Genomic DNA, 22,842 nt, shown 5'->3' with positions numbered 1-22,842 from the left:
AAAAACCACGAGCCTTAGCCCGTGGTTGTTCACTTCAACACTGTTTACTGCGTGGTTTTCACGCTGACAGCCTTGCCCTTCATTCTATCAATGATAGCCGCCACAATAATAACGACTAACACTGGAGGTAACCATGATAAATTTTGTTCGGACAGAGGTAAATGTTGCAGGCTTGCTGGTACGACTGAACTAAAATCACTGGCTTTTAATCCATCGATAATCCCGAATACTAAGCTAACTGCCATCGCAGGTTTGATGATTCGACCCGCTTCTTGCCACCAATTAAGGGTAAAGCTTAGTAGGACTAATACGATACACGGCGGATAAATAGCGGTTAACACGGGTACCGAAATAGCGATCAGATGCGTTAAACCAAGATTTGAAATAATCATGGCAAATACACCAAGGATCACCACCAACGTCTTATAGGACAGTGGGATGTATTGCGCAAAGAACTCAGCACAGGCACAGGTTAGGCCGATTGCAGTCACCATACAGGCAATAAAGATCAGCACTCCCAAGAACAGGCTGCCACCCGCACCGAACGTATGTTGCACATACGCGTGAAGAATTGCTGCACCGTTTGCGGTTTGGCTGATTAAACTCCCGCTGTCTGAACCTAATTTAAACAGTGATAGATAAACCAGTGTCAGTCCCACACCAGCAATTAATCCTGCTAGCACAGTATAGCGCGTCAGTAATTGTGGACTCTCGATACCCCGAGAACGCGCAGCATTCACAATAACAATGCCAAATACCAAGGCCCCTAAGGTGTCCATGGTCAGATAACCATTCACGAAACCATTAGAAAATGCCGCATGCTGATAAACTTCTGTTGCAGGGAGATTATTTCCTGCTGGCCACATTAATGCAGCAATGCCCAGAATCGCTAGCGCAACAATTTTAACCGGAGCCAGGAAATGACCAACAGTATCAAGAAGTTTGCCAGGGAATAGTGAAATCACGATAACGAGGCAGAAATAGATCGCACTGTAGATAGCCAGTGCCATTGAATTCTCACCTACTAGTGGGCCAATCCCCACTTCAAAGGAAACTGTTGCGGTACGAGGCGTCGCAAAGAGTGGGCCAACCGCTAAATAGCAGACCATTGCCAACACAATACCGGCCGCTTTACCGACAGGTGTACTGAGGCTATCCACCCCACCACCGACCCGGGCCAGTGCAATAACGGTCGCAACGGGTAAACCTACTGCTGTAATCAAGAAACCAATAGCGGAAACCCACACATGTTCGCCGGATTGAATACCGACCATTGGAGGGAAAATAATATTACCGGCACCGACAAACAACGCAAAGGTCATAAACCCCAGCGCTAAAATGTCCCTAGTCGTTAAACGTTTCATCATAAATACTCTATGTCGCCCTGTCGTTTATAAAAGTTATAGTTTATTGACGATCACTTTCCCTTCTAAAGGCTTACGCCAGAGGGAATAAAAAGTGAGATGGCGTTGAGCCACAAGCCCCGTCAAGGTCATAAGTAAATCTTTTATAACAAACAAAGGCAACAGAGCAAGTACAAAGCAGGAGGATATTCTAAAAAAGATGGATAAAGCAGTAATTATGCCAAGTCTATTGTGAAACATTTAGAAAATGATATGAGTGTTTTTTGTCCAGATTAACCTAATAGACTGGGAACAGACTCTGCCCCCAGATTTTTAGACTTCCATAGCGTTCCGCCATTTCATGTTCATCATGGCTCAACGAGCGATTAATATTACTAAATCTAATTTACTTTCAGTACTGAAAAGCCTCTACCCCACGCCCCTTTTATCGAGGTGCCGGTTTGATTTTCTCGAAAATCATTACTCGTCATTGAGGATATAGGATTTCGTCAGCTGGAAACTGAATAGCGTTAGATGATGAGGTTGACTCTCAATTCGTAACTTACTGCCATGATGACTTAAGGCATGTTTAACAATCGCTAGGCCTAATCCGCTTCCTCCAGAATGCCGCGATCGTGATCCATCGACACGATAGAAACGTTCGGTCAGTCGAGAGAGGTGTTCAGGCGCTATTCCTGGTCCATTATCACTCACGGTAAATTCAGCACCGGTGGCAATTTTCTGCCAACGGATCGTAATTTCAGTTCCGCTTGGCGTATGGTTGATTGCGTTAAACACGAGATTAGAGAGTGCACTACGTAATTGCTCTTCATTTCCTCGCACCGTTAAGCTTTGATCTACGTCGTAAACCAACTGGTGACGTCCATCGCTAAGTGCGATGGCATCCTGATAAACCTGCTCGAGAAGTCGGGGAATATCGATATGTTGGCGCATCTCATAAGCGGGGGTTGCTTCGATTCTTGAAAGGGTCAGAAGTTGTTTGACCAATTCAGCCATACGATGCGTTTGCGCTTGCATCGAGGCAAGTGCCTTTTGCTGGCTTGCCGGCGGCATTGCCCCCCCTTCAAGCATCTCCAGATAGCCTTGGAGTACAGTGAGTGGGGTTCGTAACTCATGACTGACATTGGCAAAAAAATTTCGACGCATATTTTCGAGTTGATGAATTTGACTCACGTCCCTGCCAACAATCAACCATTGTTGATCGCTATAAGGCATCACTCTGAACTCTACCTGTTGACCATTATTCAAGCTTTGTACTAAGGGATGTGTAAATTGCCGTTGCTGCAAATAGCGCGTGAATTCAGGATAACGTAAGAGGTTTTGAATATTTTGACCATTATCTTCGGGCCAGCGTAATCCAAGTAAGTGTTGTGCTAAGCCGTTGCACCAAAAAATATTCCCCTCTTCCGTGACCAAGACTAGGGCATCAGGAAGTGATTCGGCTCCGCTTCGAAACCGCTGAATTAAGGAACGTAATTCACTGCGCCGGCGCTTGTTGCGCTGTTGCATCAAGAGGAGACCATAGAAGAGCGGTTCCCAACTGCCACGCCCCGATGGTGGAGTCATACTTCGATCCATCCAAAGCCAATGCGAGAGACGTAGAAGTTGCTTAAAATGCCACCCGAGAAGCCCCAAAAGCCCAATGATTATTGCAATGGCGGGTTGATGAAAAAAAAATCCGATGACCGAGGCTACAATAAGAACAAGACATAGCTCAAGCAAAAGTGTTTTGAGTGATAATTTATCAAGCACCGCATCATCCTTTAATAGCGTATCGAAAAACGATAACCTGCGCCGCGTACCGTTTGGATCATTTTTTCATAACCTGAAGCTTCCAGCGCTTTACGTAAGCGTCGTATATGAACATCTACGGTTCGATCTTCCACATAGACGTTTGTCCCCCAGACCTGATTCAATAGATGTTCGCGGGTATAGACTTTTTCGGGATGGGACATAAAGAAGTGTAACAGGCGGTATTCTGTCGGCCCCATATCAACTGGCATTTCACCTACCATCACGCGATGTGAACTCGGGTCTAAAACCAGTCCTTGAATATCAATAACCTCATCTTCAGGCATGGGTGAGGTCCGGCGAATAATCGCTTTGATTCGTGCGATCAACTCTTTTGGGGAAAAAGGCTTAAGCATGTAATCATCGGCTCCGGCATCAAGTCCACGAACGCGATCTTCTTCCTCCCCTTTCGCCGTCAGCATGAGCACGGGGATATCTCGGGTTAAGGCTTCTTTCTTTAGATGCCGAATATAATTAATACCACTGCCACCTGGTAACATCCAATCCAGCAAGATTAAATCTGGCCAAGGCTCTATTAATTGTCGGAGAGCACGATCATAGTCTTCTGCTTCGATTACCTCATAACCATTCTGTTCAAGTACAAAACAAATCATTTCGCGAATGGGGGCTTCATCTTCTACTACTAAGATCCGCTTGGCCATTTTATCTCCAAAATTAACCACTTACTTAGATATGCTCGCCATTATCTGTCAGTTTTATTACAGTTTTATGAATAACGATAGTAACTAATCATCTTCCCTTAATGATTGCAAGTTTGTCCTGAGGTGTTTTTTTGCCTTATCTGTAAAGGCTATACTCCTGCCTTTAAACCTTAAAAAGCGAAGCCTGATGAAAATAGTTCATACCTCAGATTGGCATTTGGGCCAGTTCTTTTATGCTCGAAGTCGTGCAGCAGAACATCAGGCTTTTTTTCACTGGCTGAAGAGGTTAGTCATCGACCAAGAGGTTGATGCCATCATAGTGGCGGGTGATATTTTTGATACAGCCACCCCAGCAAGTTATGCCCGAGAACTCTTAAACCAATTTATTGTGTCCCTGCAAGAAACCGGCTGTCAGCTCTATCTTTTAGCAGGTAACCATGATTCAGTCGCTACGCTCAATGAATCAAGAGAACTCGTTGCCTGCCTTAATACCCATATTATTACGGGTCCGGATGAGCAAGGTGGCTCACCTCTCTTTCCTTTGAAAGAGAGAAACGGGAATATTGCGGCAATTCTCTGTGCCATTCCTTATTTACGCCCGCGTGATATTCAACTGAGCCAAGCCGGACTTTCAGGCAAAGAGAAACAACAAGACCTGTTACAAGCTATCACGCGCTATTATCATGATATTTTCCAGCAAGCCTGTGATTACTCGGCGCAGCATCAGCTTGAAAGCCTACCTATCATTGCAACCGGGCACCTTACTGCACTCGGCGTGACGAAGAGCGATTCTGTTCGCGATATCTACATTGGTTCTTTGGAAGCCTTCCCTGCAAATGCCTTTCCGCCTGCGGATTATATTGCGTTAGGCCATATCCACCGCCCGCAAAATGTTAGCGGCGAGAAACCGATTCGCTATTCGGGTTCACCGATTCCGTTGAGTTTTGACGAACTCGGCTCGTCAAAGAGTATCACCCTAATCACCCTAACAGCTGACCAGCCATTACAGTGGCAAACTGTCGATATTCCCTGTTTTCAACCGATGCGCAGCTTGAAAGGAAGCTTAAGTGAGCTTGCTGATCAGCTAGCAGCTTTAGAAGCGCCGATATCTGGGCAGAAAATCTGGCTTGATATCGAGATCCACCACGAGGAATATCTCAGCGATTTGCAACAACGGGTAGAAAAAATGGCAGAGGGCCTCGCCGTGGAAATTCTCTTACTGCGGCGTAAACGACTTCAGTCCTCGCTAGCGGTTAATATAAAAATGAAAGAAACCTTGAATGAACTTACGCCAGAAGAAGTTTTTCGCCGACGTTTAGCCCAAGAGCCGTTGGACGAGGCGCAATATCACAGCATGCTACAACTGTTCCGAGAAGTCTCAGCCCAGTTAAATGAGGAACAGGGATAAATCATGAAAATATTAACGTTACGCCTTAAAAATTTAAATTCCCTGCGCGGGGAATGGTTTATCGACTTTACCTTACCGCCTTTTAGCGACAATGGATTATTTGCTATTACTGGGGAAACCGGTGCAGGCAAAACCACGTTACTGGATGCAATATGCTTAGCGCTTTATCATCAGACGCCTCGTTTAGGGGCTATTTCCCCTACACAAAATCAGCTTATGACCCGTGGAACCAGCGATTGTTTAGCAGAAGTTGAGTTTGAGATTAAAGGGGAAGTTTGGCGAGCCTTTTGGAGTCAAAATCGAGCAAGAAACGATCATCGTGGTAAGTTACAACCCCCAAAAGTAGAGCTGGCTCGCTGCGCCGATAATAAAATTGTCGCGGATAAAGTGTCGGATAAACTAAAGACAATCGAAACCTTATCTGGCCTCAATTTCCAGCGTTTCACTCGTTCAATGATGCTATCTCAAGGGCAGTTTGCCGCCTTCCTCAACGCTCCCGTCTCCGAACGGGCTGAATTACTTGAAGAACTGACAGGGACGGATATCTATGGGCGTCTGTCACAGCAGGTTTATGAGCGGCATAAGCACTATAAGATCGAGCTCGATCAACTGCAGGCCAAGCTCTCTGGCGTTACGCTACTTAACGATTCGCAGCGTGACGCGTTGTTTCAACAACGTAAAGATTTAGCACAAGAACGTGATGCCTTACATCAACACATTGAACAGCTACACCATGCACTGAATTGGCAACACTATCATCAACAGCTTCTTCAACACGCCACTGATAGCCAGCAGGCGTTAATCACGACGCAACAGCAAGCAGAGGCCGTCGTCCCGCTACGAGACCAACTTGCCGCCTACCAACCTGCAGCGCAACTATTACCCTTTTGGCAAGCCTTGGAGCAATCTACCCATAGCTTAACGGTGACACGTACGCAACAAGCATCGTTACAACAACAGATGGAACAAGAAGAACAGCAATTATTGACCCACTATCAAGCCTGGCAAAATAGCGTTCAAACGGAACAACAATTCCAAGGCTACCATCAGCAGCAACAGCAATTACTGGTGGAACAGATCATCCCCCTTGATGAACGGATTAAACAGTTAGCTCAGCAACAGCTCGAACTCGAACAGCATCAACGTCCCTTGCAACTGACCTATCAGGAGATAGGGCAGCAGTTGGGCTTAATAACGCAACAAGCGGAAACTCTGCAGCAACGTATAGGCGTGATAAAGGATTGGCAAAACCGCTATCCGACGCTCAGTGATTGGGGGCCGGAACTGGGTGGCTGGCAGCGTACAGCCGAGCAGCTGTTGCGAGAGAAAAACGCCCATCAAGCCATGATAAAACAAATTGAACAGCGAAAAAGCACACTGCATTCGCTAAGCCGTGAACGGTCAGGCCAACAGCAACGGATTGATGACGCGCTACACCTGGTTAACGCGAGCGAATCGGCCTTAACTGCATTTCTACACCATCCCCTGGCACAAGAGGAAACGTCGGCTTTCGAGGCCCTAACGCAATGGCACCAACAACAGGGACAATTAACGCCCTGCTATCAACAATTATTACGCTATTCTGAACAGTGGCAAACGCAGACATCCGCTGCTCAGCAGGCGCAACAAGCGCTTACTCATAGCGAACAACAGCTGAGCACTTTGCAACAGCAGCATAACCAGCATACACGGCAGCTGGAAACCGAAACCGCGCACCTCAACGCTTTAGAGAAACTCTGTGTTTTAGAGCAACAGGTTGCAGATTTACAACGTCTGCGCGAAAGTTTGCAAGAAGGCGAGCCTTGTGCGGTGTGTGGTTCAACTTCGCATCCAGGTCACCAAGAAAGCGCGGATAATGTTCCTACCTCCAACCATTTTTCTGCCCGTGATGAGCAGCGAGAAGCGGTCGACAGGATTAAGCAAGTGCTTACCCGCTTGGAGGCTGACTGCCACAATAGTCAGCGTGAGGCACAGCATCAACGTCAGCTACTTGCTCAAGGGGAGGAGCGTATTATCGCCCTACGCTCAACATGGCAACAGGAAACCGCACAACATGGCATTCCTTTGAGTATTGAGAACCGTGAAGAACTAGAGCAGGCTTATGCCCAACAGCAGGATTCTCAGCAGCGTTACCAGCAGGCTCTGGAACAGCAACAGCGTCGTCACGCACAGCGCAATCAACTCGAGAAAACACTTTATCAACATCAACAAAACCTACAGCAGCAACAGCAAGCTGCAGCGTTAACCGACCAGCACTCTCGGTCAGAACAGGAACAACTCGATACGCTAACGCAGCAGGCTCACAGCGCACAGGAAGATTTCCAACAGAAGTTGGAGAGTCTCTTACAACATTTGGCACAGTATCAATTACCGCCGCTACCGATCGCACAACTGACTGAGATCTTAACCGAGTACCAACAAATTTGGCGAACCTATCAAGAACACCAGAAAGAACGCCTCGCTTGTGAAACAGACCTGCATACTTTGACAGAACGGCTGGCATCCCTACAGCGCGAACAGACTCAGCGTGAAATGGAAATCCACCACCGTGAGCAACAGCTGCTTGCAGGTCAGTCGGCTTACCAACAATGCCGAACAGAGCGTCAGGCATTGGTCGGTGATCAGTCAGTCGGCGCATTACGCCAAGCACTCGAAGAACGTGCTGCGCAATATCGGCTTGATGAACAGCAACATCGGCAGCGCTGGCAAAGCTGTAAGGACCAACAACAACAGACTCATGGCGAGATGCGCCAGCTTATCACGCAACTCGAGAGTCTGATGACTCAGCGTCAACATACTGAGCAACAGTTCGTAGAAGCCTTACAGGCGTCACGCTTCGCCGACCAACAACAGTTTATGGCGGCTATCCTGCCGGAATCGGTCGTTAAGGACTACCAGCATAAAATCGAACAAGCTGAACAGCAGATTGACCGCGCTAAAACGCGACTGCAGCAAGCTGAACAAGCGGTAGTGCAACACAACCAAACCCCTCCTCCTCTCGCGCAAGAGACTGGCGAGATACTGTCCGCGCAACGCCACCAGCAACAAGAGCGTTATCAGCAGGTATTAGTTCAGCAAGGTGAGGTGGCTCAGCAGCTTCAAGCCGACGAGACACTCACTCAGCAGCAATCCTCCCTCATCGCGATGATCACTGAACGACAAGTTCATTTAGCGACTTGGGATCACCTTAACGAGCTAATTGGTTCCGCCAGCGGTGATAAATTCCGACGCTTCGCTCAAGGTCTCACGCTTGAACACCTCGTGTGGCTCGCCAATCAGCAGTTGGAACGCTTGCATGGCCGTTATCGTTTACAACGAACCGAACGAGACTTACTCGAATTACAAGTGGTGGATCAATGGCAAGCTGACGAGTGTCGTGATACTAAAACCCTTTCAGGAGGGGAGAGCTTCTTAGTCAGCCTTGCACTGGCTCTAGCCCTATCGGACTTAATGAGTGAAAAAAATCATATCGACTCGCTGTTCTTAGATGAAGGCTTTGGTACGCTTGACCCCGCCACCTTGGATACCGCGCTAGATGCGCTGGATAGTCTTAATGCCTCGGGGAAAATGATTGGCGTGATTAGTCATGTAGAGGCCATGAAAGAACGTATTCCGATCCAGATTAACGTTAAAAAGGTGAATGGCTTAGGCTTTTCATCCTTGGCTATCACCCAATAAGCCCATGCTATAGTGGCTGAAACCGCCAAGTAATTTCAGTATGATACGCGCAGCCAAAAGCAAACAGAGGAAAGAAAATGTTGTGGTTTAAAAATATGATGGTCTACCGATTAACCCGAGAGATCCCTCTAGTTGCTGAAGAGATTGAAACGCAATTAGCGTCTAGTCAGTTCACACCATGCACAAGCCAAGATAAACTGGCTATGGGCTGGGTTTCTCCCCTTGGTCCACAAGGAAAAACCTTAGTCCATGCTAGCCAAGGTCAGCTTCTGCTCTGTGCACGTAAAGAAGAGAAAATGCTACCGGCCACAGTGATCAAGCAAGCGCTTGAGGCCAAAGTGTTGAAACTCGAAACGGAGCAACAACGCCGTTTAAAGAAAGCAGAAAAAGACTCTCTGAAAGATGAGGTTATCCATAGCCTATTACCCCGTGCATTCAGTCGCTACAGCCAGACATGGATTTGGATTGATGTTCAACATCAGCGCGTTATCGTAGATAGTGGTAGCGCTAAAAAAGCTGAAGATGTGTTGGCCTTATTACGTAAAAGCCTAGGTTCTTTGCCAGTTGTACCGCTTACCCTTCAGACTCCAATAGAGATTACGCTTACTGAGTGGGTACGCTCTGGCACGCCAAGTGCTGGATTTACTTTGCTGGACGAGGCTGAATTAAAAGCGACCTTAGAAGAAGGTGGCGTGATTCGCTGTAAGAAACAGGAGTTAGTGTGTGACGAGATTGCCCATCATATAGAGTCGGGAAAACGCGTGACCAAACTGGGCATTGATTGGCAAGAGCGTATGCAATGTTTGCTCAATGAAGACGCGTCAATCAAACGTATTAAGTTTAGCGATACACTGCGTGAGCAAAATGATGATATTAGCCGCGAAGAGGCTGACCTACGATTTGATGCTGATTTCGTGCTAATGACCGGCGAATTGGCGGAGTTTATCGATTCATTGACCGAAAGTCTTGGTGGTGAGGCCGAACACTAATCCCTCACAGTAGGCTGCCTTAAGTTGGCAGCCTATTTTTTCTTTACAGATAGCGACAAAGGTAAGCCGAAGGCTCTGCCACTTGTAAGTGAAACTCGCTGTGTGCGGGAACATTAAACGCCGTACCCGCTTCAAACCACTGCCACTCGGTTTCTCCCGGTAATAGTACTTTTAGTGCACCACTGATGACCGTCATCTCCTCCGCTTTAGCTGTGCCGAAGGTGTATTCACCCGTCTCCATCACTCCCACGCTGGCTTCGCCTGCAAGGCTATTGGCAAATCCAATCGATCTAACTTTACCTTCAAAATACTCGTTCGCTTTAAGCATACTATTTCCTTTCTAGAAATAAGGGTGAGAGATAAATGATTTCAGGGCGTGCTTAACATTAGGCCGTCAATGAATCTCGGCTTAATGCCGTTAGAATATCGATAACTATTTTTTCCGGCGGTTGATTGGCATCGATAGTATGATGAGCCGCCTGCTGATAAAGAGGCAGCCGTTGTTGTAGAACATCAAAAATTTCTTCGGTAATGGGCCTGCCGGTAAGGGTTGGGCGTTGCCCTATTTCAGGATCTGCCGTCAATCGGTTAGCCAGGACTTGATGATCAACACTTAGCCAAATGACCGTTCCGCTTTGACGCATATGCTGACGATTATCGTCGCGAAGAATTATACCGCCACCCGTGGCGACTACGGTATTATCTGACGTCACAGTAAGCAGTGCGTGATGTTCTTGTTGCCGAAAGGTATCCCAGCCATGTTCTGCGACGTAGTCTGCGATACTTTGTTCTAATTGTTGCTGTAATTGCTGGTCCGTATCGCAAAAATGATAACTGAGTTGACGAGCGAGTATTTTACCTACCGTCGTTTTACCGCAGCCTCGGGCACCGATTAGGTATACCGGAAATGACATAATCAGAACATCCTCTACCGCCAGCTGGCGGACGTCTCCATAGTAAGTGATCTGTAGGCATCATAACTGGATTAATTGTGAACGGCTATCCCGCTTAGGTTAAGAAAACACATTTATTTACGCCTCAACCCTTTCCTTTAAATTAATTATCCCCATATCATCAGCTAAGCAGAGCGTTCCAGCCTTGTGCAGGAGTGCCTTAGTATCTTGTTGTTTTAAGAAAAGAGAGGTTTCTGATGCAAACTGAAGAACAAAAACTCATCGATGACCTGTTTGGTCGCCTGCAACAAGCTGAAACGCAGTCCAGCGCACGTGATAGCGGTGCAGAACAGCGTATAAAACAGCATTTACAGTCCCAGCCAGATGCCCCTTACTACATGGCACAAGCCATTATTATCCAAGAAGCCGCTTTAAAAAAATTGAATGATCGCGTGGCACAACTCGAGCGCCAAGCAGCGGAACAACCTAAACAAAGTAGTGGTGGCTTCCTTTCTGGCCTGTTTGGCGGTGGGAACAGCCGTCCACAAAGCGCTCCTCAACAAAATAGTGGCTGGGGGGGCAATACTCAAAATGCTGCTCCACAGCAGGGCTATAGTAATGCCCCCCAACAGCCCGCCGCGCGAGGCACTGGCTTTTTAGGGGGAGCATTGCAAACGGCGGTAGGTGTGGCTGGAGGGGTAGTCATGGCAGATATGTTGACCAGCATGTTCCACCACTCTCAACCAGAGGAGATCGTCAACATCATTAATGAGCCTCCCCTTGAACAACCTAATTACGATCAGAACTTAGATACGTTCAATCAGCAAGCCGATTCCAGTGATTTCAATAATGATTGGGAATCACCACAGAATGACGATAACAGTAGTTTCTTTGGCGATAGCAGTTTCGGTGACGACGACGATAGCTTTTTATAAGTTAACGACTGAGACTTACCTTGCACGAAACCACTTATCAAGCTCGTTAGCAAATAGCTGACGATCTTTTTGACTTAACGCTGCGGGCCCGCCAGACGGTATACCGCTGGAACGCAGCGTTTCCATAAAGTCGCGCATCACTAGCCGTTGTTTTATTGTCTCACGGGAATAGCGTTCGCCACGCGGATTTAGCGCTTCCCCTCCTTTCTCCAACACTTCTGCAGCGAGCGGAATATCACTCGTAATAACGAGTTCTCCCGGTCCCACACGCTTCACTATTTCATTATCTGCTACATCAAACCCAGCCGCGACCCGTAACGTACGTAAATACTCTGATGAAGGAACGCGTAAAGATTGATTGGCGACGAAGGTGACTACCGTTTGCGTTCTTTCCGCAGCGCGGTAAAGCACTTCTTTAATGACCACTGGGCAAGCGTCAGCATCAACCCATATCATGTTTATTCTCCATCTATACTTATGGTGAAAGATAATTGTGTATAGTAATAACTTCTTGTGGATTTGTCATAGATAAGGTCTAACAGCTATATGAAAAATGTAACGATCGGGTTCTTAGGATGCGGCAACATGGCCAGCGCGATGATCAGCGGTTTGATCAAGAGTCAGTCCGTACCCGCTGAAAATATTCTCGTCTTTGACCGAAAGCCCAAAACCAATAGTGCTCTCCATGACCAATTCGGGGTAACTGCGATGGAGAGCGCCAACCAATTAGCCGCAAAAGCCGACTATCTCATCGCTGCAGTAAAACCTAACGCTTTACTCGATACACTTGATAAGCTCTCTAGTCATCTACGTAAAGAAACCGTCATTGTTTCGGTTGCTGCCGGAGTAACCTTGGAGTCTTTAGCTTCTGCACTGCCGAAAGAGCAAAAAATTATTCGTGTGATGCCAAATACTCCATGCTTGGTCGGCGAAGGAATGAGCTCTATCACCCCCAATAATAACGTCACCGAGCAAGAGACTGAAACGGTACTGTCCATCTTTAGCCAGTTCGGTAAAGCAGAAGTTGTCAGCGAATCGTTAATTCATGCCGTGGTCGGTGTGAGTGGTTCGGCACCTGCTTACATTTATATATTAATTGAAGCCATGGCCGATGCAGCGGTCTTAGCGGGCATGCCTCGAGCAAAAGCTTATCAATTTGCTGCTCAGGCAGTAAAAGGCTCCGCTGAGATGGTATTAGAAAGTGGAAAGCATCCCGGTGAATTAAAAGATAACGTCTGTTCACCAGGCGGCACGACAATTGAAGCGGTTGCAATGTTGGAAGAGACTGGATTCCGCTCATCAATTATACAAGCAATGCAAGCCTGTATTAAAAAGTCAGATGCCCTTAGCAAAAAATAAGGGTCGGGAAATAGGTGGCGGATACAGTATCAACTGATCCTCATGGTTTTACCGATACCTTATAAGAAATCACCCAATGCGAAGTCTTTCGTATTGGGTGATTAAGTTTTAAGATTTTTTCAGACAGCTACTCATAAATGACTTACGCTCCGCTCCAGCTAATTTCTTATCTTTAGCGGTAGCATTACAGGTCTTCATTTTCTGCTGCTGAGCAGTCAAGCCTGAAGCTTTACTGTCTTTTTTCAAACAATTACTCATGAAGCTTTTACGGCTATCGCCCTTTAAGCTCTGCGAGCTCGCCTGCTGGTTACAAACCGTCATCTTTTGTTGTTGAGCGGTCTTTTCAGCTGCTGAAGCGTAACCTGCGACTAAGGTCGTTGCTAAGGCAAGCGTCATTAACATCTGTTTCATTCTACTTCTCCTTATGAGTCAATAGTGTAATTCACAGATACCCTGTAGAATTATTTAACAGAATACATAAGTTTTATGAAGCTTCGAAGAAACTATTTGTTAATTAACGTGATTGGCTATAGCCAAAGTGAGGTCCACCTGGACCGCGACCACCGCCGCCGCCTCCACCACCTGGGCCTCCCCAAGGAGGTAAAATGCAGCCACTTAAGCTGACGGTGAGTGCCAGCACCGATACAAATTTAATTAATGTTTTCATCTGCACATCCTTCTTTTTCTCAGAAATTGAATTCTATCTCGAGAACGAACCAGAAAAATCTGCAACTGATTTAGGTTAATACTTTATAACCCGACTTTACTCAAAACCGACACTTGGCATATGCAATGCTTGCACTGTTAACCCATTAACCACAATACACTCGGGTAATAATACCTTTATCATCGGCCAAAAAATTAATTCGACGTAAAACAAAATCCATTGAAACCGAAGCATAAGCGGGAATCGCCCTTACAGGCTGTTCGAGTTGTAACTCATCAACTGTGGTTAAAGGTTTACCTACATAGTTCTGAAACTGCGATGCGCTACACATATCATCGTCAGGTAAATAGCGGGGACTCGTATTCTTTTCTGAATGGCTGCAAGCACTAAGTACCGCACAAAGTGAAATAAAACATAATCTTAGCGTTAAACGTTTCATAAAGGCCTCAAAAAAACGTTAGCTCACTCGAGAGTTAAGTGATAAGTCCGTTTGGCTCCCGAGTAAAAAAATTAATGATCGCTATCCTGTTCAAAATGTTTTTTGAACTGTTCATAAAGAGACAACATGTTGTTGGCATCGCCTTGCAAAGGGCTCAACTTTCCGGCGCGAACTAGTTCAACGACTAATTGCAAGGCGGCTTGTTTAGGGTGCTTATCTGGGTGGGCAATATTTTCGTTGTCTAATGGACGTGGGGGTAACTCCGACATAATAAACCTTCTTTTCTTAATCGTAATGGCAAGGATAGTGTAACTCAATTGACGCTTTTCTGGCAGAATAGTGACAGTGAAAATCTGAATATCTTATTCTATCATAATGAGTCTTCCCCAAAACCCACACAGGAGTCAGGTATGCTAATAGGATTTGTATTACTGGTGAGTGCTTGTGGAAATGATGCTTGCGATGCCTTACCCGTAACAGAGACTATTTACCCGACTCTTGTAATGTGTCAACAAATGGAAGCACGTGTCCATAAGGTAAGACCCAATGTTGTGCTGTTATGCGGTGAGGTTCATCGGGACCACCCAGATTAATTATGTTTGACGATTCGTTGCAAGGCACGGAATACCACCAGGTGAAAGCGATGACTCGCCGCCCACGTCGCCCTACTGGTCATTGGGTATATTACTCACTCGAAGAGGGGCTGCTTTGGCCCTGTCCGGTACATTGGGAATGGGAAAGTAGCTATGGTGGATGGCTGCCCTACTATTGCTCACCAACGCTAGACTACGTTGCAGCCGACCCGAGTAAAGTCGTGAAAAGGCCTAAAGCGTTGATATCAACCTCAACGACAGTTGCTCGGTTAAGAGAGTACAAATTACGAGGACGAGAAGAATAAAGTGACGCCTAAGCGTCACTTAAAAGACTAGGCGTTAAGCGTATAGTCGAGGGTAATTTCAGTGTCGAACAGTTGTGAAACTGGACAGCCTTCTTTGGCTTGGTTGATAATTTTATCGAACTCTTGCGCATCAATCCCTGGAAGAGCAACTTTGCTTTTTAGCGCGACTTTAGTAATTTTAAAGCCTTCACCTGCTTTATCCAGCGACACTGTCGCGGTGGTATCAATGCTATTCGGAGTATGTCCGGCGTTACCAAGCATCAATGACAGCGCCATTGAGAAGCAGGCAGCATGGGCACCGCCGAGTAATTCTTCGGGATTGGTGCCCGTTTTACCTTCAAAGCGGGTGTTGAATCCGTAAGGCTGTTCCGATAATGCACCACTTTCAGTGCTCACAGTGCCTTTACCTTCTTTGATTGGACCTTCCCAATGCGCTGAACCACTTTTCAGAATCGTCATAACCACTCCTATTAAAAGTATGTTTCACTCAGTATAGAAGTGATTAGCCATTCTTCAACCTCAGCTAAGCGTTTACCTTATTTTTAAAATCAATAACGATTCGACCCGTGATCTTTCCCGCGTGCATCTCGTCAAAAATCGAATTGATAGCTTCAATTGGGCGTAATGTAATTTTGGGGGTCACTTTTCCTTCTGCGGCAAACTGAAAGGCTTCTGCCAAATCGGTTCGAGTCCCCACCAATGATCCGACGACTTGGATCCCATCTAGAACTAAACGAGGGATATCCAACGCCATAGATTCTGGCGGTAGGCCAATCGCCACAACTCTCGCCCCTGCCCTCACACTAAATACCGCTGACTGGAATGCAGATTTTGCTACTGCGGTCACTAACGCGGCATGGGCTCCGCCGCATTTTTCTTGAATAAGCTTAGCGGCGTCCTGATCCCGAGAATTGATTACCATATCTGCGCCGAGTGAAGACGCTAAAGCTAACTGTTGCTCATTAATATCTACTGCAATGACTTTGGCGTTGAACACATTTTTGGCGTACTGCAGTGCAAGGTTGCCTAAGCCACCCAAACCATAGATAGCAATCCACTCTCCTGGCCGAATATCGCTGACTTTGAGCCCTTTATAAGTGGTCACTCCTGCACAAGAAATACTACTGGCAGCAGCCGAATCCAGTCCATCCGGCACCTTGACCGCGTAATCGGCATGAACAATACATTGCTCCGCCATTCCCCCGTCCACGCTATAACCCGCATTTTTTACCGAGCGACAAAGCGTTTCCCTTCCAGAGTTACAATATTCACAGTGCCCACAACCTTGATAGAACCATGCAACACTGGCCCGATCACCAAGCTTAAGCGCAGTAACGCCTGGCCCCAGCTGACTCACAATACCAATTCCTTCATGACCAAGAATGACGCCTGTTTTATCGCCAAAATCCCCATTTTTCACATGTAAATCGGTATGGCAAACACCACAGCATTCCATGGTAAGTAAGGCTTCACCATACTCTAAGGGTCGAAGTTGTTTGTCTTCAATACTGACTCGATGATCTTGAGTGACTACAGCAGCTTTCATCTCTCTACCTCTCAGTGAATGTGATTAACAATTCACCTTCACTCTACGTCTTTACGCCTCAGTTAGATTGATCAAGATCAAATTGCGAAGATTGAAATATTAGTATTTTTAATAAAAAAAATTCACTAACTAAAATATGCTACCGGTATGACTTAAGACGTTAGTCAAATCATCCACCAATCGCCTTTAATAACACTATAGTGGCTAACATGCATTGTTGACGACTGTACTCAAGCTCAATATCCACTAAAGATTTCATATCCATTGCCTCATAATAACTATAAAGATCGAGATACCCAGCATCGAGTCTCGCTTGAACTTTGGTGAAAACGTCGGCTTGCAGTTTTGCTTCGTGTTCAAGTCCTAGTCTTGACTCGGTAGCGGAATGTAAACTGGCCACAGAATTCTTAATATCGAGTAGTGCTTCGGAAACTCTACGTTGATATTCGATTACCGTGGACTCTTTTTTAATCTTGGCGTAACGCAACGTAGCGTAGTTAGAGGGGATATTAAAAATCGGAAAAAATACGGATGGTGTTAACGTCCAGTTATTCGATAAGTTAGCAAGAGTATGACCGAAATCCTCACTAGTTTGGTTAGCCATAGCGAATAAATTGAAAATAGGAAGAAATGCTGATCTTGCTGCCCCAATATTGCCATTTTCCGCTCGAATATTCATTTCGGCGACAACTATATCGGGGCGTTGAAATATGACTTGAGATGAAATCTGTTGTGGAATGTCTTTGATGCTGTAGTCTGGGTCAATAGTCCGCCATGTAGATAGGTTTAACCAGTCAGACTCCGCCCCTGCTAAGTAATGTAATTTATGCAAGCGTGTGATAATTTCTTTCTCAATTTTACGTTTAGAGTTCTCATCTGTAGCCTTTCCCCTTAAGAATTTTGCTTGGATAACGGGGTCAAGACGTCCACTAATCTCAATTACAAGCATTTTCCGGTGGATATCATTCATCCGTTCAAGTTTGTCATTTAAAAAATGCCAAATTTTTATATAAGAAAGCGTTTCATACCAGCTACTTGCTAACTCATTCAAGAGGGTTAACTTAGCCGCGTTAAAACTAATTAAACTTGCCTGTTCTTGAAATCCTTTAGATTCTATTAATGCTTGTTTGCGTCCCCAAATGTCGATTTCATAAGAATCGACCCCAAGTGAGCTTTGATATAACTTATTTTTTGTTTTCGCTTTTACGCCCGTGAATGGCGAAGTTTGGGTATTCACCAGCGTACTATGATTAACGCTAGCCCTCACTTGAGGAATAAGATCAAATAAAGCAGATAATTTAAGGATATTTGCTGCCCGAATATTCATCAACGCTTGCTGTAAATCATAATTATTTTTCAACGCTTCAATGAGCAATGCCTGCAAAGCCTGATCGTCTTGGAATAAATCTTTGAAATGATATGCTTGATAGGATTTTCCGCTCATTAAAATATGTTGATCGTCAATAACAGTCCTGGGTTGAATGTATTGTGGTGAAAGAGTACACCCTTGAGTCGTCAATACTAAACACAACAGAATATTTTTATTCATTTCGATATCTCATGCAAAATATTTATGCTGCAAGCGGAGATAGGTACTAATTTTATTTTCTTGAGAATTTTTTAACTGTATAAAAGGATAGTGATAAAATGTATCTAGGTGAGAAATAAAGTGCCATTGTGTTGGATACTTTTTAATATACTCTTCAATATAACTTACCATTTCCTCTCTTAATACCTTTACATTATCAAAATATTTAACCGATGATAACGAGGTAATAAACTTTCCATTCCTCGCGCAGTAATGCGTTGAAACGAATACAGTCGGTAAATTAAAACGTACGATTAATGACGAAAAGCCGGTTGTCATATAGGCTTGTCGATCAAAAAATAGCACATTTTCAACAGCCCCATTCAATGTACCCGCAGCATAACAAAACAAATCATAAAATATCGCCACAGCAGAGATATCATCACGAAGGTATGCCATGATTTTCTTCAATGCGCCCGGCTCATGGATATGAATAAAAATAACCTCAAAACCAGGTATTTCAATTTTTGCAAAAACCTCACGATTTGTCTCAGTGATCAATTCGTAGATCGGAACAATTAACTGCTTGATAGACGATGAGTTGTTTCTGTATTGGTAAGCAATATTTAGGATAGTTAGCCAATAGTCACCGCTATGAGTGCAAAGGTAAAGCTTTACGGCAATCGCATTTGGTTTTTCCACTAAACACTCGATATTTCTCTGTACAAATCTTTCACATTTACTCTTTGGATAAAAAAATAAATACCTTCTTAAATATTGTGAGAATAATTGATTTCTAATATGTTCCAAAATGAACTTATTACTGGGTATTTGACATATTTCAATGGCATGAAACTTAGCACTGTCGGATCGAAATTGTTTTCTAAAGTGTGCAAGAAAACACCCCCCATAAATATATAAAACCGACATAACCCCTTTCAAGGGGAGGTTTTTTGTTAACTTAATGATTAAGTGAAAAGAGTTATTAATGAAAAAGATAACAAACCTATCTATTAATTCTTTTAACTTCATACTTTCCCCCTGATCAGAGATGGCAACTTGAATACATTACCAATTTCTTTAATTAGTCTATTGTCGTGAGAGACAATCAAGCACGAAGTCGGTAACCCTTTTATTAAATTAATGATAATATCCGCACTCTCTTCATCAAGGTGTGAAGTAGGCTCGTCGAGAAGCAGTAAACGTGGGCGCCGATACAATGCTCTAGCAATTAATAGACGTTGTGTCTGCCCTGATGATAAACGAGCACCATTAACGCCTAAACGGGTGTTCAATCCTGCAGAAAGGCACCTAATAACTTCAATTAATCCTGACCGCTCGATACAGAACTCCAATAGCGCCATATCATAGTCTCCGCATTCATATATTATATTATCAATAACACTTCCGTTCATTATGCTATCGTTAACTGAGACGTGGGCAATCTGCGCCTGATATTGTTTTATACCAAACTGTAGGAGTGATAAGTTATTAATGAGGATATCGCCACTAGTCGGTGAAATCATACCGGAAATAATTTGTATTAGCGTGGTTTTACCGCATCCCGAAGGCCCGGTAATAACTAACTTCTGTCCTTCAGTGAGGGAAAAGTTAATATTTCTTAGGATCGGTTGTTCTAGGTTAGTATAGCCAAAGACTAACTCTTTGACCTCTATCGATGTAAACTCCTCTCTCAATGTTAGGGCAGAGGATTTAAAACCCGCTTTGTCTAGTAATTTGGCCTCTTCATTTTCAACAATAAGATCGTTTAACCGATTCACCTCTACTGAACATAGTTTTAGAGAAACATGTTTTTCAACAACACTGCGAATGTTGTCCATCAAACATCCTTTATAGAAAATAAATGAAATCAATTGACCCGCAGTATTCTCCCCTTGTAATACGGAATATGCACCGTATCCCATGATTACTATTGTCTGAATATGTGATATTCCAGTCAGCGATAACTCAAGAAGAGACTGAATTTTTTCAATCCCTGCACGGTTATCCTCTAAACGAGAATGATAAGTAAACCAGTCAGCAATTTTAACTGACTCAGAATTATTTAACTTTACCTGATCTATATTCTCGATAGTTTCAAGTAACGAGTTATCACGTTGTATCTCTGCATCAATCGATGAATATTGTCGTGACATCAAGGGGGAAATGAACAGTAAACGTATAAAGACCATTACACAGGTTGCAAGTAACGTTAAAACGGCAAGCTTAAAGCTAATCAATAATAATAGAGTAATGAATATGATAATAAACACAGATTCAATCAGTATATCGATCCAACCATGAGTAAAAATAACGTGAAACACATCTACAGACTTAATTTTTCTCAACAGATCAGTCGGTAATCTTTTACTGAAAAAATTCAGATTCATTGAGAACATTCGACTAACTATGTCTAGCCCTTCAAATTGAGAAATATAACGCCTTAGGCGCTGAGATAAAATCACCTTTAAATACTGAGTCAATAACTGCAACAAATAGACAAAGGAGAAAATATAAATCAATAAAAACAAGAAGTCTTTATCGTTATTAGGTAGGACCTCATCAAATATCAACGTCATGAATTTAGGAATTGCAACGTTGGTCATTTGAATCAGTATTGCCAATAGCGTTAGCGGTATCATATAGGCTGAATACTTAACAATCCCTTTCCGAAAATTAGACAGACTATAAAAGTGTTCTTTGTTTAACTCCTTCTTTTGCCACTCGGAGGGGTGTGATGGGACAAAGTCGCTACTCACGGTGACTTCTAATGCAACACCAGAAAAAAAAAGTTTAACTTCCGAAGTGGTGTACTTCCTGCTACCGACAGCAGGATCCATCACTTCAATATAGCGGGAGGTGACTTTTTTCAATATTACAAAATGGCAGTTATTCCAAAGCAGAATTGCCGGTGTCGCCACCTCTTTAAGATCAGCGGCATCGACCTTAATACCCGTCGCAACATGCTGATGATCGTTAAAAATCTTCATTAAATGAAAAAAAGATAACCCATCGGCAGTGACTTCGTATTGACGGCGTAGTTGCTGTAACGTTAATTTTTTCCCATTATATTGCGCAATATAACTCACACAAGCAAGCCCACACTCGACGGCTTCATCCTGAATTACATCGCTAACGTATATTTTTTTAGTCATCTTTGAGTAAAATCCGGATTACGAATAAATGCTTTTTTAACAGGCAAAAATAGCCATTCTATCAGTGATTGCTTTGGTTCTCTTAGCGTCGTAGTGACTGTCATCCCATCAGCAAGTTGGTTTAAAGGGATCTTTGTATTGGGTTCGTTATCATGGATTCTAACCTTCACTCGAAACCAAGAATCTTTATCATCAATGGATATATGGGTAGGTGTGGAGGCTATATTTAATACAGTCCCTTTAAGTATTCCAAAGGTTTCGTATGGGAAAGTGTCAACTCGCAACGTTAACGGTATTTTAGGGTCAATGAGTCCTATTTGGCTTGATGACAGATAAAGAATAGCAAGGTGGGTATTATTTTTAGGCCTTGTAATTATCATCGATGGAATATTACCGTCAACAAAATCGCCTTTCAAAATTCCTACATCGTGTATAACTCCATCTACTGGAGACGAAACAATGTACTCTTTCTGTAATCTAAACCTATTAAGGTCATTTATTATTTCTTGTTTACGTCGCTCAATAGATGTTTCATTTTGTAGTAATTCCCGTTCGGCGCGCAAATAATAATCGTTTTTATCGTTGAACTCTTGTGCGAATATTTTTTTATCCGCAATAATTTTCTTTAAGGCTATATCATTATCAATGATTGCTTGTTTCAAAGACTCTATTTCAGTTTTATTTATAGCTTTACTTTTTAATAAAATTTTCAGTTCTTTTAATTGAGTGCTATAAATAACACCTTTCTTTTTATATTGTTCTTCAATTTCAGATAAGCCATTTAACCTAGATGCGTAATGATCCTCAAAGTTCTGCTTACTTTTGGTCAAATTGATTCTTTCTTTTTCTAAAGCTTGTTGTTCTTTTGTTAAATAGTTCTTTGATTCGGTGAGCCGTTGCACTGAGCCTGTATACATACTGTTACCACTCTCTACATCGATAACATCTTGCCAAGGCAATGCTATTTTAAATAGAGGGTCTCCAGATTTTACCTCATCTTTTTCTTGAACAAAAACATCGATAACATTACCCACTTTATCAGAATTTACACGGTAAAAAGACTCCTGACGAATTATCCCTTTCACTAACTCTTGCTTTCCGTAGCTCCCTTTAAATAGGATAACTATAAAGATTGATGTAATAAAAAAAAGCAAAGAAGTATATACTCCAATACCTATTGGAGACTTTTCCAAACATTTACTTAACTCATTATTCATCTTTTGGACCTGGGCAAACTCCAATATAAGAAAAATTGAGGTGTTATTTATAAACACCTCAATTTAGTTATTAATTAGAAATTAATTAAGATTTACCCGTCTTATTTCCAATACCCGCACCTGCAGCACAACCAATAGCAGTACCAGCCAAACCACCAGCAATAGTGCCGATTCCAAAGGTTAGCCCTCCGCCTACCACTGCACCAAGCACCGCGCCGGTGGCACCACCGATTGCCGCACCAACCCAACCCCCACCACGAATCTCTTGGCATTGCTCTAAAGTCATTTCCATTTTAGACATAATACTTCTCCT

Annotated in this window: 24 protein-coding genes; 7 read left to right on the top strand and 17 right to left on the bottom strand. The window is 43.9% G+C overall.

All coding sequences use genetic code 11. The features are described 5' to 3' along the window. Positions 1-44 precede the first annotated feature (44 nt). The 3 genes from brnQ to phoB all read right to left on the bottom strand — a co-directional run bounded on the left by brnQ (position 45) and on the right by phoB (position 3,817). A complete protein-coding gene (gene brnQ / locus QJR74_RS04290; protein ID WP_304373374.1) occupies positions 45-1,367 on the bottom strand; it encodes a branched-chain amino acid transport system II carrier protein in 1,323 nt (440 codons plus the stop codon). Between the two features lie 456 nt (positions 1,368-1,823). Continuing rightward, positions 1,824-3,116, bottom strand: coding sequence for a phosphate regulon sensor histidine kinase PhoR (phoR, locus tag QJR74_RS04285; RefSeq protein WP_304373373.1), 1,293 nt, complete (start codon positions 3,114-3,116; stop codon positions 1,824-1,826). A gap of 11 nt (positions 3,117-3,127) precedes the next feature. Continuing rightward, on the bottom strand, positions 3,128-3,817 hold the full coding sequence (gene phoB / locus QJR74_RS04280) for a phosphate regulon transcriptional regulator PhoB (protein ID WP_304373372.1): 690 nt from the start codon (positions 3,815-3,817) through the stop codon (positions 3,128-3,130). A 187-nt stretch (positions 3,818-4,004) separates the two neighbouring features. On the opposite strand from phoB, the gene sbcD reads away from it, so the two are divergent. The 3 genes from sbcD to rdgC all read left to right on the top strand — a co-directional run bounded on the left by sbcD (position 4,005) and on the right by rdgC (position 9,892). Continuing rightward, entirely contained in the window at positions 4,005-5,225 is a 1,221-nt protein-coding gene (gene sbcD, locus QJR74_RS04275; RefSeq protein WP_304373371.1) for an exonuclease subunit SbcD, read from the top strand. Between the two features lie 3 nt (positions 5,226-5,228). Continuing rightward, the gene (locus QJR74_RS04270; RefSeq protein ID WP_304373370.1) at positions 5,229-8,903 is read left to right on the top strand and encodes an AAA family ATPase; all 3,675 of its coding nucleotides are present in this window, start codon (positions 5,229-5,231) and stop codon (positions 8,901-8,903) included. A 77-nt stretch (positions 8,904-8,980) separates the two neighbouring features. After that, a complete protein-coding gene (gene rdgC / locus QJR74_RS04265) occupies positions 8,981-9,892 on the top strand; it encodes a recombination-associated protein RdgC (protein WP_304373369.1) in 912 nt (303 codons plus the stop codon). Between the two features lie 43 nt (positions 9,893-9,935). On the opposite strand, the gene ppnP is transcribed toward rdgC, so the two are convergent. Together ppnP and aroL are read right to left on the bottom strand one after the other, a co-directional pair. Further along, positions 9,936-10,220, bottom strand: coding sequence for a pyrimidine/purine nucleoside phosphorylase (gene ppnP, locus QJR74_RS04260; RefSeq protein WP_304373368.1), 285 nt, complete (start codon positions 10,218-10,220; stop codon positions 9,936-9,938). 58 nt (positions 10,221-10,278) lie between these two features. Next, positions 10,279-10,806, bottom strand: a complete 528-nt coding sequence (gene aroL, locus QJR74_RS04255; RefSeq protein ID WP_304373367.1) for a shikimate kinase AroL — start codon at positions 10,804-10,806, stop codon at positions 10,279-10,281. Positions 10,807-11,042: 236 nt separating this feature from the next. Here aroL and QJR74_RS04250 point away from each other — a divergent pair, with 236 nt between their 5' ends. Continuing rightward, positions 11,043-11,720: a DUF2076 domain-containing protein gene (locus tag QJR74_RS04250; protein WP_304373366.1), complete on the top strand. Its 678-nt coding sequence runs from the start codon at positions 11,043-11,045 to the stop codon at positions 11,718-11,720. A 15-nt stretch (positions 11,721-11,735) separates the two neighbouring features. Here QJR74_RS04250 and QJR74_RS04245 read toward each other — a convergent pair whose 3' ends face one another. Next, positions 11,736-12,176, bottom strand: a complete 441-nt coding sequence (locus QJR74_RS04245; protein WP_214219702.1) for a YaiI/YqxD family protein — start codon at positions 12,174-12,176, stop codon at positions 11,736-11,738. A gap of 90 nt (positions 12,177-12,266) precedes the next feature. Between QJR74_RS04245 and proC the strand changes: the two genes are divergently transcribed. After that, positions 12,267-13,079: a pyrroline-5-carboxylate reductase gene (gene proC / locus QJR74_RS04240; protein WP_304373365.1), complete on the top strand. Its 813-nt coding sequence runs from the start codon at positions 12,267-12,269 to the stop codon at positions 13,077-13,079. A 108-nt stretch (positions 13,080-13,187) separates the two neighbouring features. On the opposite strand, the gene QJR74_RS04235 is transcribed toward proC, so the two are convergent. From QJR74_RS04235 to QJR74_RS04220, 4 genes are all read right to left on the bottom strand, one after another. Next, a complete protein-coding gene (locus QJR74_RS04235) occupies positions 13,188-13,490 on the bottom strand; it encodes a PsiF family protein (protein WP_304373364.1) in 303 nt (100 codons plus the stop codon). A gap of 103 nt (positions 13,491-13,593) precedes the next feature. Beyond that, complete coding sequence (locus tag QJR74_RS04230) at positions 13,594-13,746, bottom strand: hypothetical protein (protein ID WP_304373363.1); 153 nt, start codon at positions 13,744-13,746, stop codon at positions 13,594-13,596. A gap of 145 nt (positions 13,747-13,891) precedes the next feature. Beyond that, a complete protein-coding gene (locus QJR74_RS04225) occupies positions 13,892-14,185 on the bottom strand; it encodes an I78 family peptidase inhibitor (RefSeq protein ID WP_304373362.1) in 294 nt (97 codons plus the stop codon). 71 nt (positions 14,186-14,256) lie between these two features. Continuing rightward, on the bottom strand, positions 14,257-14,454 hold the full coding sequence (locus QJR74_RS04220; RefSeq protein ID WP_304373361.1) for a hypothetical protein: 198 nt from the start codon (positions 14,452-14,454) through the stop codon (positions 14,257-14,259). Positions 14,455-14,595: 141 nt separating this feature from the next. Between QJR74_RS04220 and QJR74_RS04215 the strand changes: the two genes are divergently transcribed. Both QJR74_RS04215 and QJR74_RS04210 read left to right on the top strand, forming a co-directional pair. After that, entirely contained in the window at positions 14,596-14,778 is a 183-nt protein-coding gene (locus QJR74_RS04215; RefSeq protein ID WP_099825749.1) for a hypothetical protein, read from the top strand. Positions 14,779-14,780: 2 nt separating this feature from the next. Further along, the gene (locus tag QJR74_RS04210) at positions 14,781-15,083 is read left to right on the top strand and encodes a hypothetical protein (RefSeq protein ID WP_369685583.1); all 303 of its coding nucleotides are present in this window, start codon (positions 14,781-14,783) and stop codon (positions 15,081-15,083) included. Positions 15,084-15,110: 27 nt separating this feature from the next. Here QJR74_RS04210 and QJR74_RS04205 read toward each other — a convergent pair whose 3' ends face one another. From QJR74_RS04205 to QJR74_RS04175, 7 genes are all read right to left on the bottom strand, one after another. Continuing rightward, complete coding sequence (locus QJR74_RS04205) at positions 15,111-15,542, bottom strand: OsmC family protein (RefSeq protein WP_304373360.1); 432 nt, start codon at positions 15,540-15,542, stop codon at positions 15,111-15,113. 64 nt (positions 15,543-15,606) lie between these two features. Continuing rightward, entirely contained in the window at positions 15,607-16,629 is a 1,023-nt protein-coding gene (adhP, locus tag QJR74_RS04200; RefSeq protein ID WP_304373359.1) for an alcohol dehydrogenase AdhP, read from the bottom strand. Positions 16,630-16,798: 169 nt separating this feature from the next. After that, complete coding sequence (locus tag QJR74_RS04195; protein WP_304373358.1) at positions 16,799-18,178, bottom strand: TolC family protein; 1,380 nt, start codon at positions 18,176-18,178, stop codon at positions 16,799-16,801. Positions 18,179-18,187: 9 nt separating this feature from the next. After that, positions 18,188-19,189 (bottom strand): hypothetical protein, encoded by a 1,002-nt coding sequence (locus QJR74_RS04190; protein WP_304373357.1) that lies wholly within the window; start codon positions 19,187-19,189, stop codon positions 18,188-18,190. Then, positions 19,186-21,312, bottom strand: a complete 2,127-nt coding sequence (locus tag QJR74_RS04185) for a peptidase domain-containing ABC transporter (RefSeq protein ID WP_304373356.1) — start codon at positions 21,310-21,312, stop codon at positions 19,186-19,188. The genes QJR74_RS04190 and QJR74_RS04185 overlap by 4 nt, the downstream gene beginning before the upstream one ends. Continuing rightward, positions 21,309-22,529 carry an HlyD family secretion protein gene (locus QJR74_RS04180; protein WP_304373355.1) on the bottom strand — a complete coding sequence of 407 codons (1,221 nt, stop codon included), beginning with the start codon at positions 22,527-22,529 and terminating at the stop codon, positions 21,309-21,311. Before QJR74_RS04180 ends, QJR74_RS04185 begins: the two co-directional genes overlap by 4 nt. An 85-nt stretch (positions 22,530-22,614) precedes the next feature. Then, positions 22,615-22,830: a hypothetical protein gene (locus QJR74_RS04175; protein ID WP_304373354.1), complete on the bottom strand. Its 216-nt coding sequence runs from the start codon at positions 22,828-22,830 to the stop codon at positions 22,615-22,617. Positions 22,831-22,842: the final 12 nt, after the last annotated feature.

This window comes from Tatumella ptyseos (assembly GCF_030552895.1).
GTDB lineage: Bacteria > Pseudomonadota > Gammaproteobacteria > Enterobacterales > Enterobacteriaceae > Rosenbergiella > Rosenbergiella ptyseos_A.
Note: the sequence above shows the minus strand (reverse complement) of the source record. Positions and strands in the feature narration are given on the sequence as shown.

Excerpts from the sequence above, each read along its gene's own strand:
- brnQ (WP_304373374.1), bottom strand. The coding sequence starts at position 1,367 with ATGATGAAACGTTTAACGACTAGGGACATTTTAGCGCTGGGGTTTATG.
- phoB (WP_304373372.1), bottom strand. The coding sequence starts at position 3,817 with ATGGCCAAGCGGATCTTAGTAGTAGAAGATGAAGCCCCCATTCGCGAA.
- sbcD (WP_304373371.1), top strand. The coding sequence starts at position 4,005 with ATGAAAATAGTTCATACCTCAGATTGGCATTTGGGCCAGTTCTTTTAT.
- QJR74_RS04270 (WP_304373370.1), top strand. The coding sequence starts at position 5,229 with ATGAAAATATTAACGTTACGCCTTAAAAATTTAAATTCCCTGCGCGGG.
- rdgC (WP_304373369.1), top strand. The coding sequence starts at position 8,981 with ATGTTGTGGTTTAAAAATATGATGGTCTACCGATTAACCCGAGAGATC.
- ppnP (WP_304373368.1), bottom strand. The coding sequence starts at position 10,220 with ATGCTTAAAGCGAACGAGTATTTTGAAGGTAAAGTTAGATCGATTGGA.
- aroL (WP_304373367.1), bottom strand. The coding sequence starts at position 10,806 with ATGTCATTTCCGGTATACCTAATCGGTGCCCGAGGCTGCGGTAAAACG.
- QJR74_RS04250 (WP_304373366.1), top strand. The coding sequence starts at position 11,043 with ATGCAAACTGAAGAACAAAAACTCATCGATGACCTGTTTGGTCGCCTG.
- QJR74_RS04245 (WP_214219702.1), bottom strand. The coding sequence starts at position 12,176 with ATGATATGGGTTGATGCTGACGCTTGCCCAGTGGTCATTAAAGAAGTG.
- proC (WP_304373365.1), top strand. The coding sequence starts at position 12,267 with ATGAAAAATGTAACGATCGGGTTCTTAGGATGCGGCAACATGGCCAGC.
- QJR74_RS04235 (WP_304373364.1), bottom strand. The coding sequence starts at position 13,490 with ATGAAACAGATGTTAATGACGCTTGCCTTAGCAACGACCTTAGTCGCA.
- QJR74_RS04230 (WP_304373363.1), bottom strand. The coding sequence starts at position 13,746 with ATGAAAACATTAATTAAATTTGTATCGGTGCTGGCACTCACCGTCAGC.
- QJR74_RS04225 (WP_304373362.1), bottom strand. The coding sequence starts at position 14,185 with ATGAAACGTTTAACGCTAAGATTATGTTTTATTTCACTTTGTGCGGTA.
- QJR74_RS04220 (WP_304373361.1), bottom strand. The coding sequence starts at position 14,454 with ATGTCGGAGTTACCCCCACGTCCATTAGACAACGAAAATATTGCCCAC.
- QJR74_RS04215 (WP_099825749.1), top strand. The coding sequence starts at position 14,596 with ATGCTAATAGGATTTGTATTACTGGTGAGTGCTTGTGGAAATGATGCT.
- QJR74_RS04210 (WP_369685583.1), top strand. The coding sequence starts at position 14,781 with ATGTTTGACGATTCGTTGCAAGGCACGGAATACCACCAGGTGAAAGCG.
- QJR74_RS04205 (WP_304373360.1), bottom strand. The coding sequence starts at position 15,542 with ATGACGATTCTGAAAAGTGGTTCAGCGCATTGGGAAGGTCCAATCAAA.
- adhP (WP_304373359.1), bottom strand. The coding sequence starts at position 16,629 with ATGAAAGCTGCTGTAGTCACTCAAGATCATCGAGTCAGTATTGAAGAC.
- QJR74_RS04195 (WP_304373358.1), bottom strand. The coding sequence starts at position 18,178 with ATGAATAAAAATATTCTGTTGTGTTTAGTATTGACGACTCAAGGGTGT.
- QJR74_RS04190 (WP_304373357.1), bottom strand. The coding sequence starts at position 19,189 with ATGAAGTTAAAAGAATTAATAGATAGGTTTGTTATCTTTTTCATTAAT.
- QJR74_RS04185 (WP_304373356.1), bottom strand. The coding sequence starts at position 21,312 with ATGACTAAAAAAATATACGTTAGCGATGTAATTCAGGATGAAGCCGTC.
- QJR74_RS04180 (WP_304373355.1), bottom strand. The coding sequence starts at position 22,529 with ATGAATAATGAGTTAAGTAAATGTTTGGAAAAGTCTCCAATAGGTATT.
- QJR74_RS04175 (WP_304373354.1), bottom strand. The coding sequence starts at position 22,830 with ATGTCTAAAATGGAAATGACTTTAGAGCAATGCCAAGAGATTCGTGGT.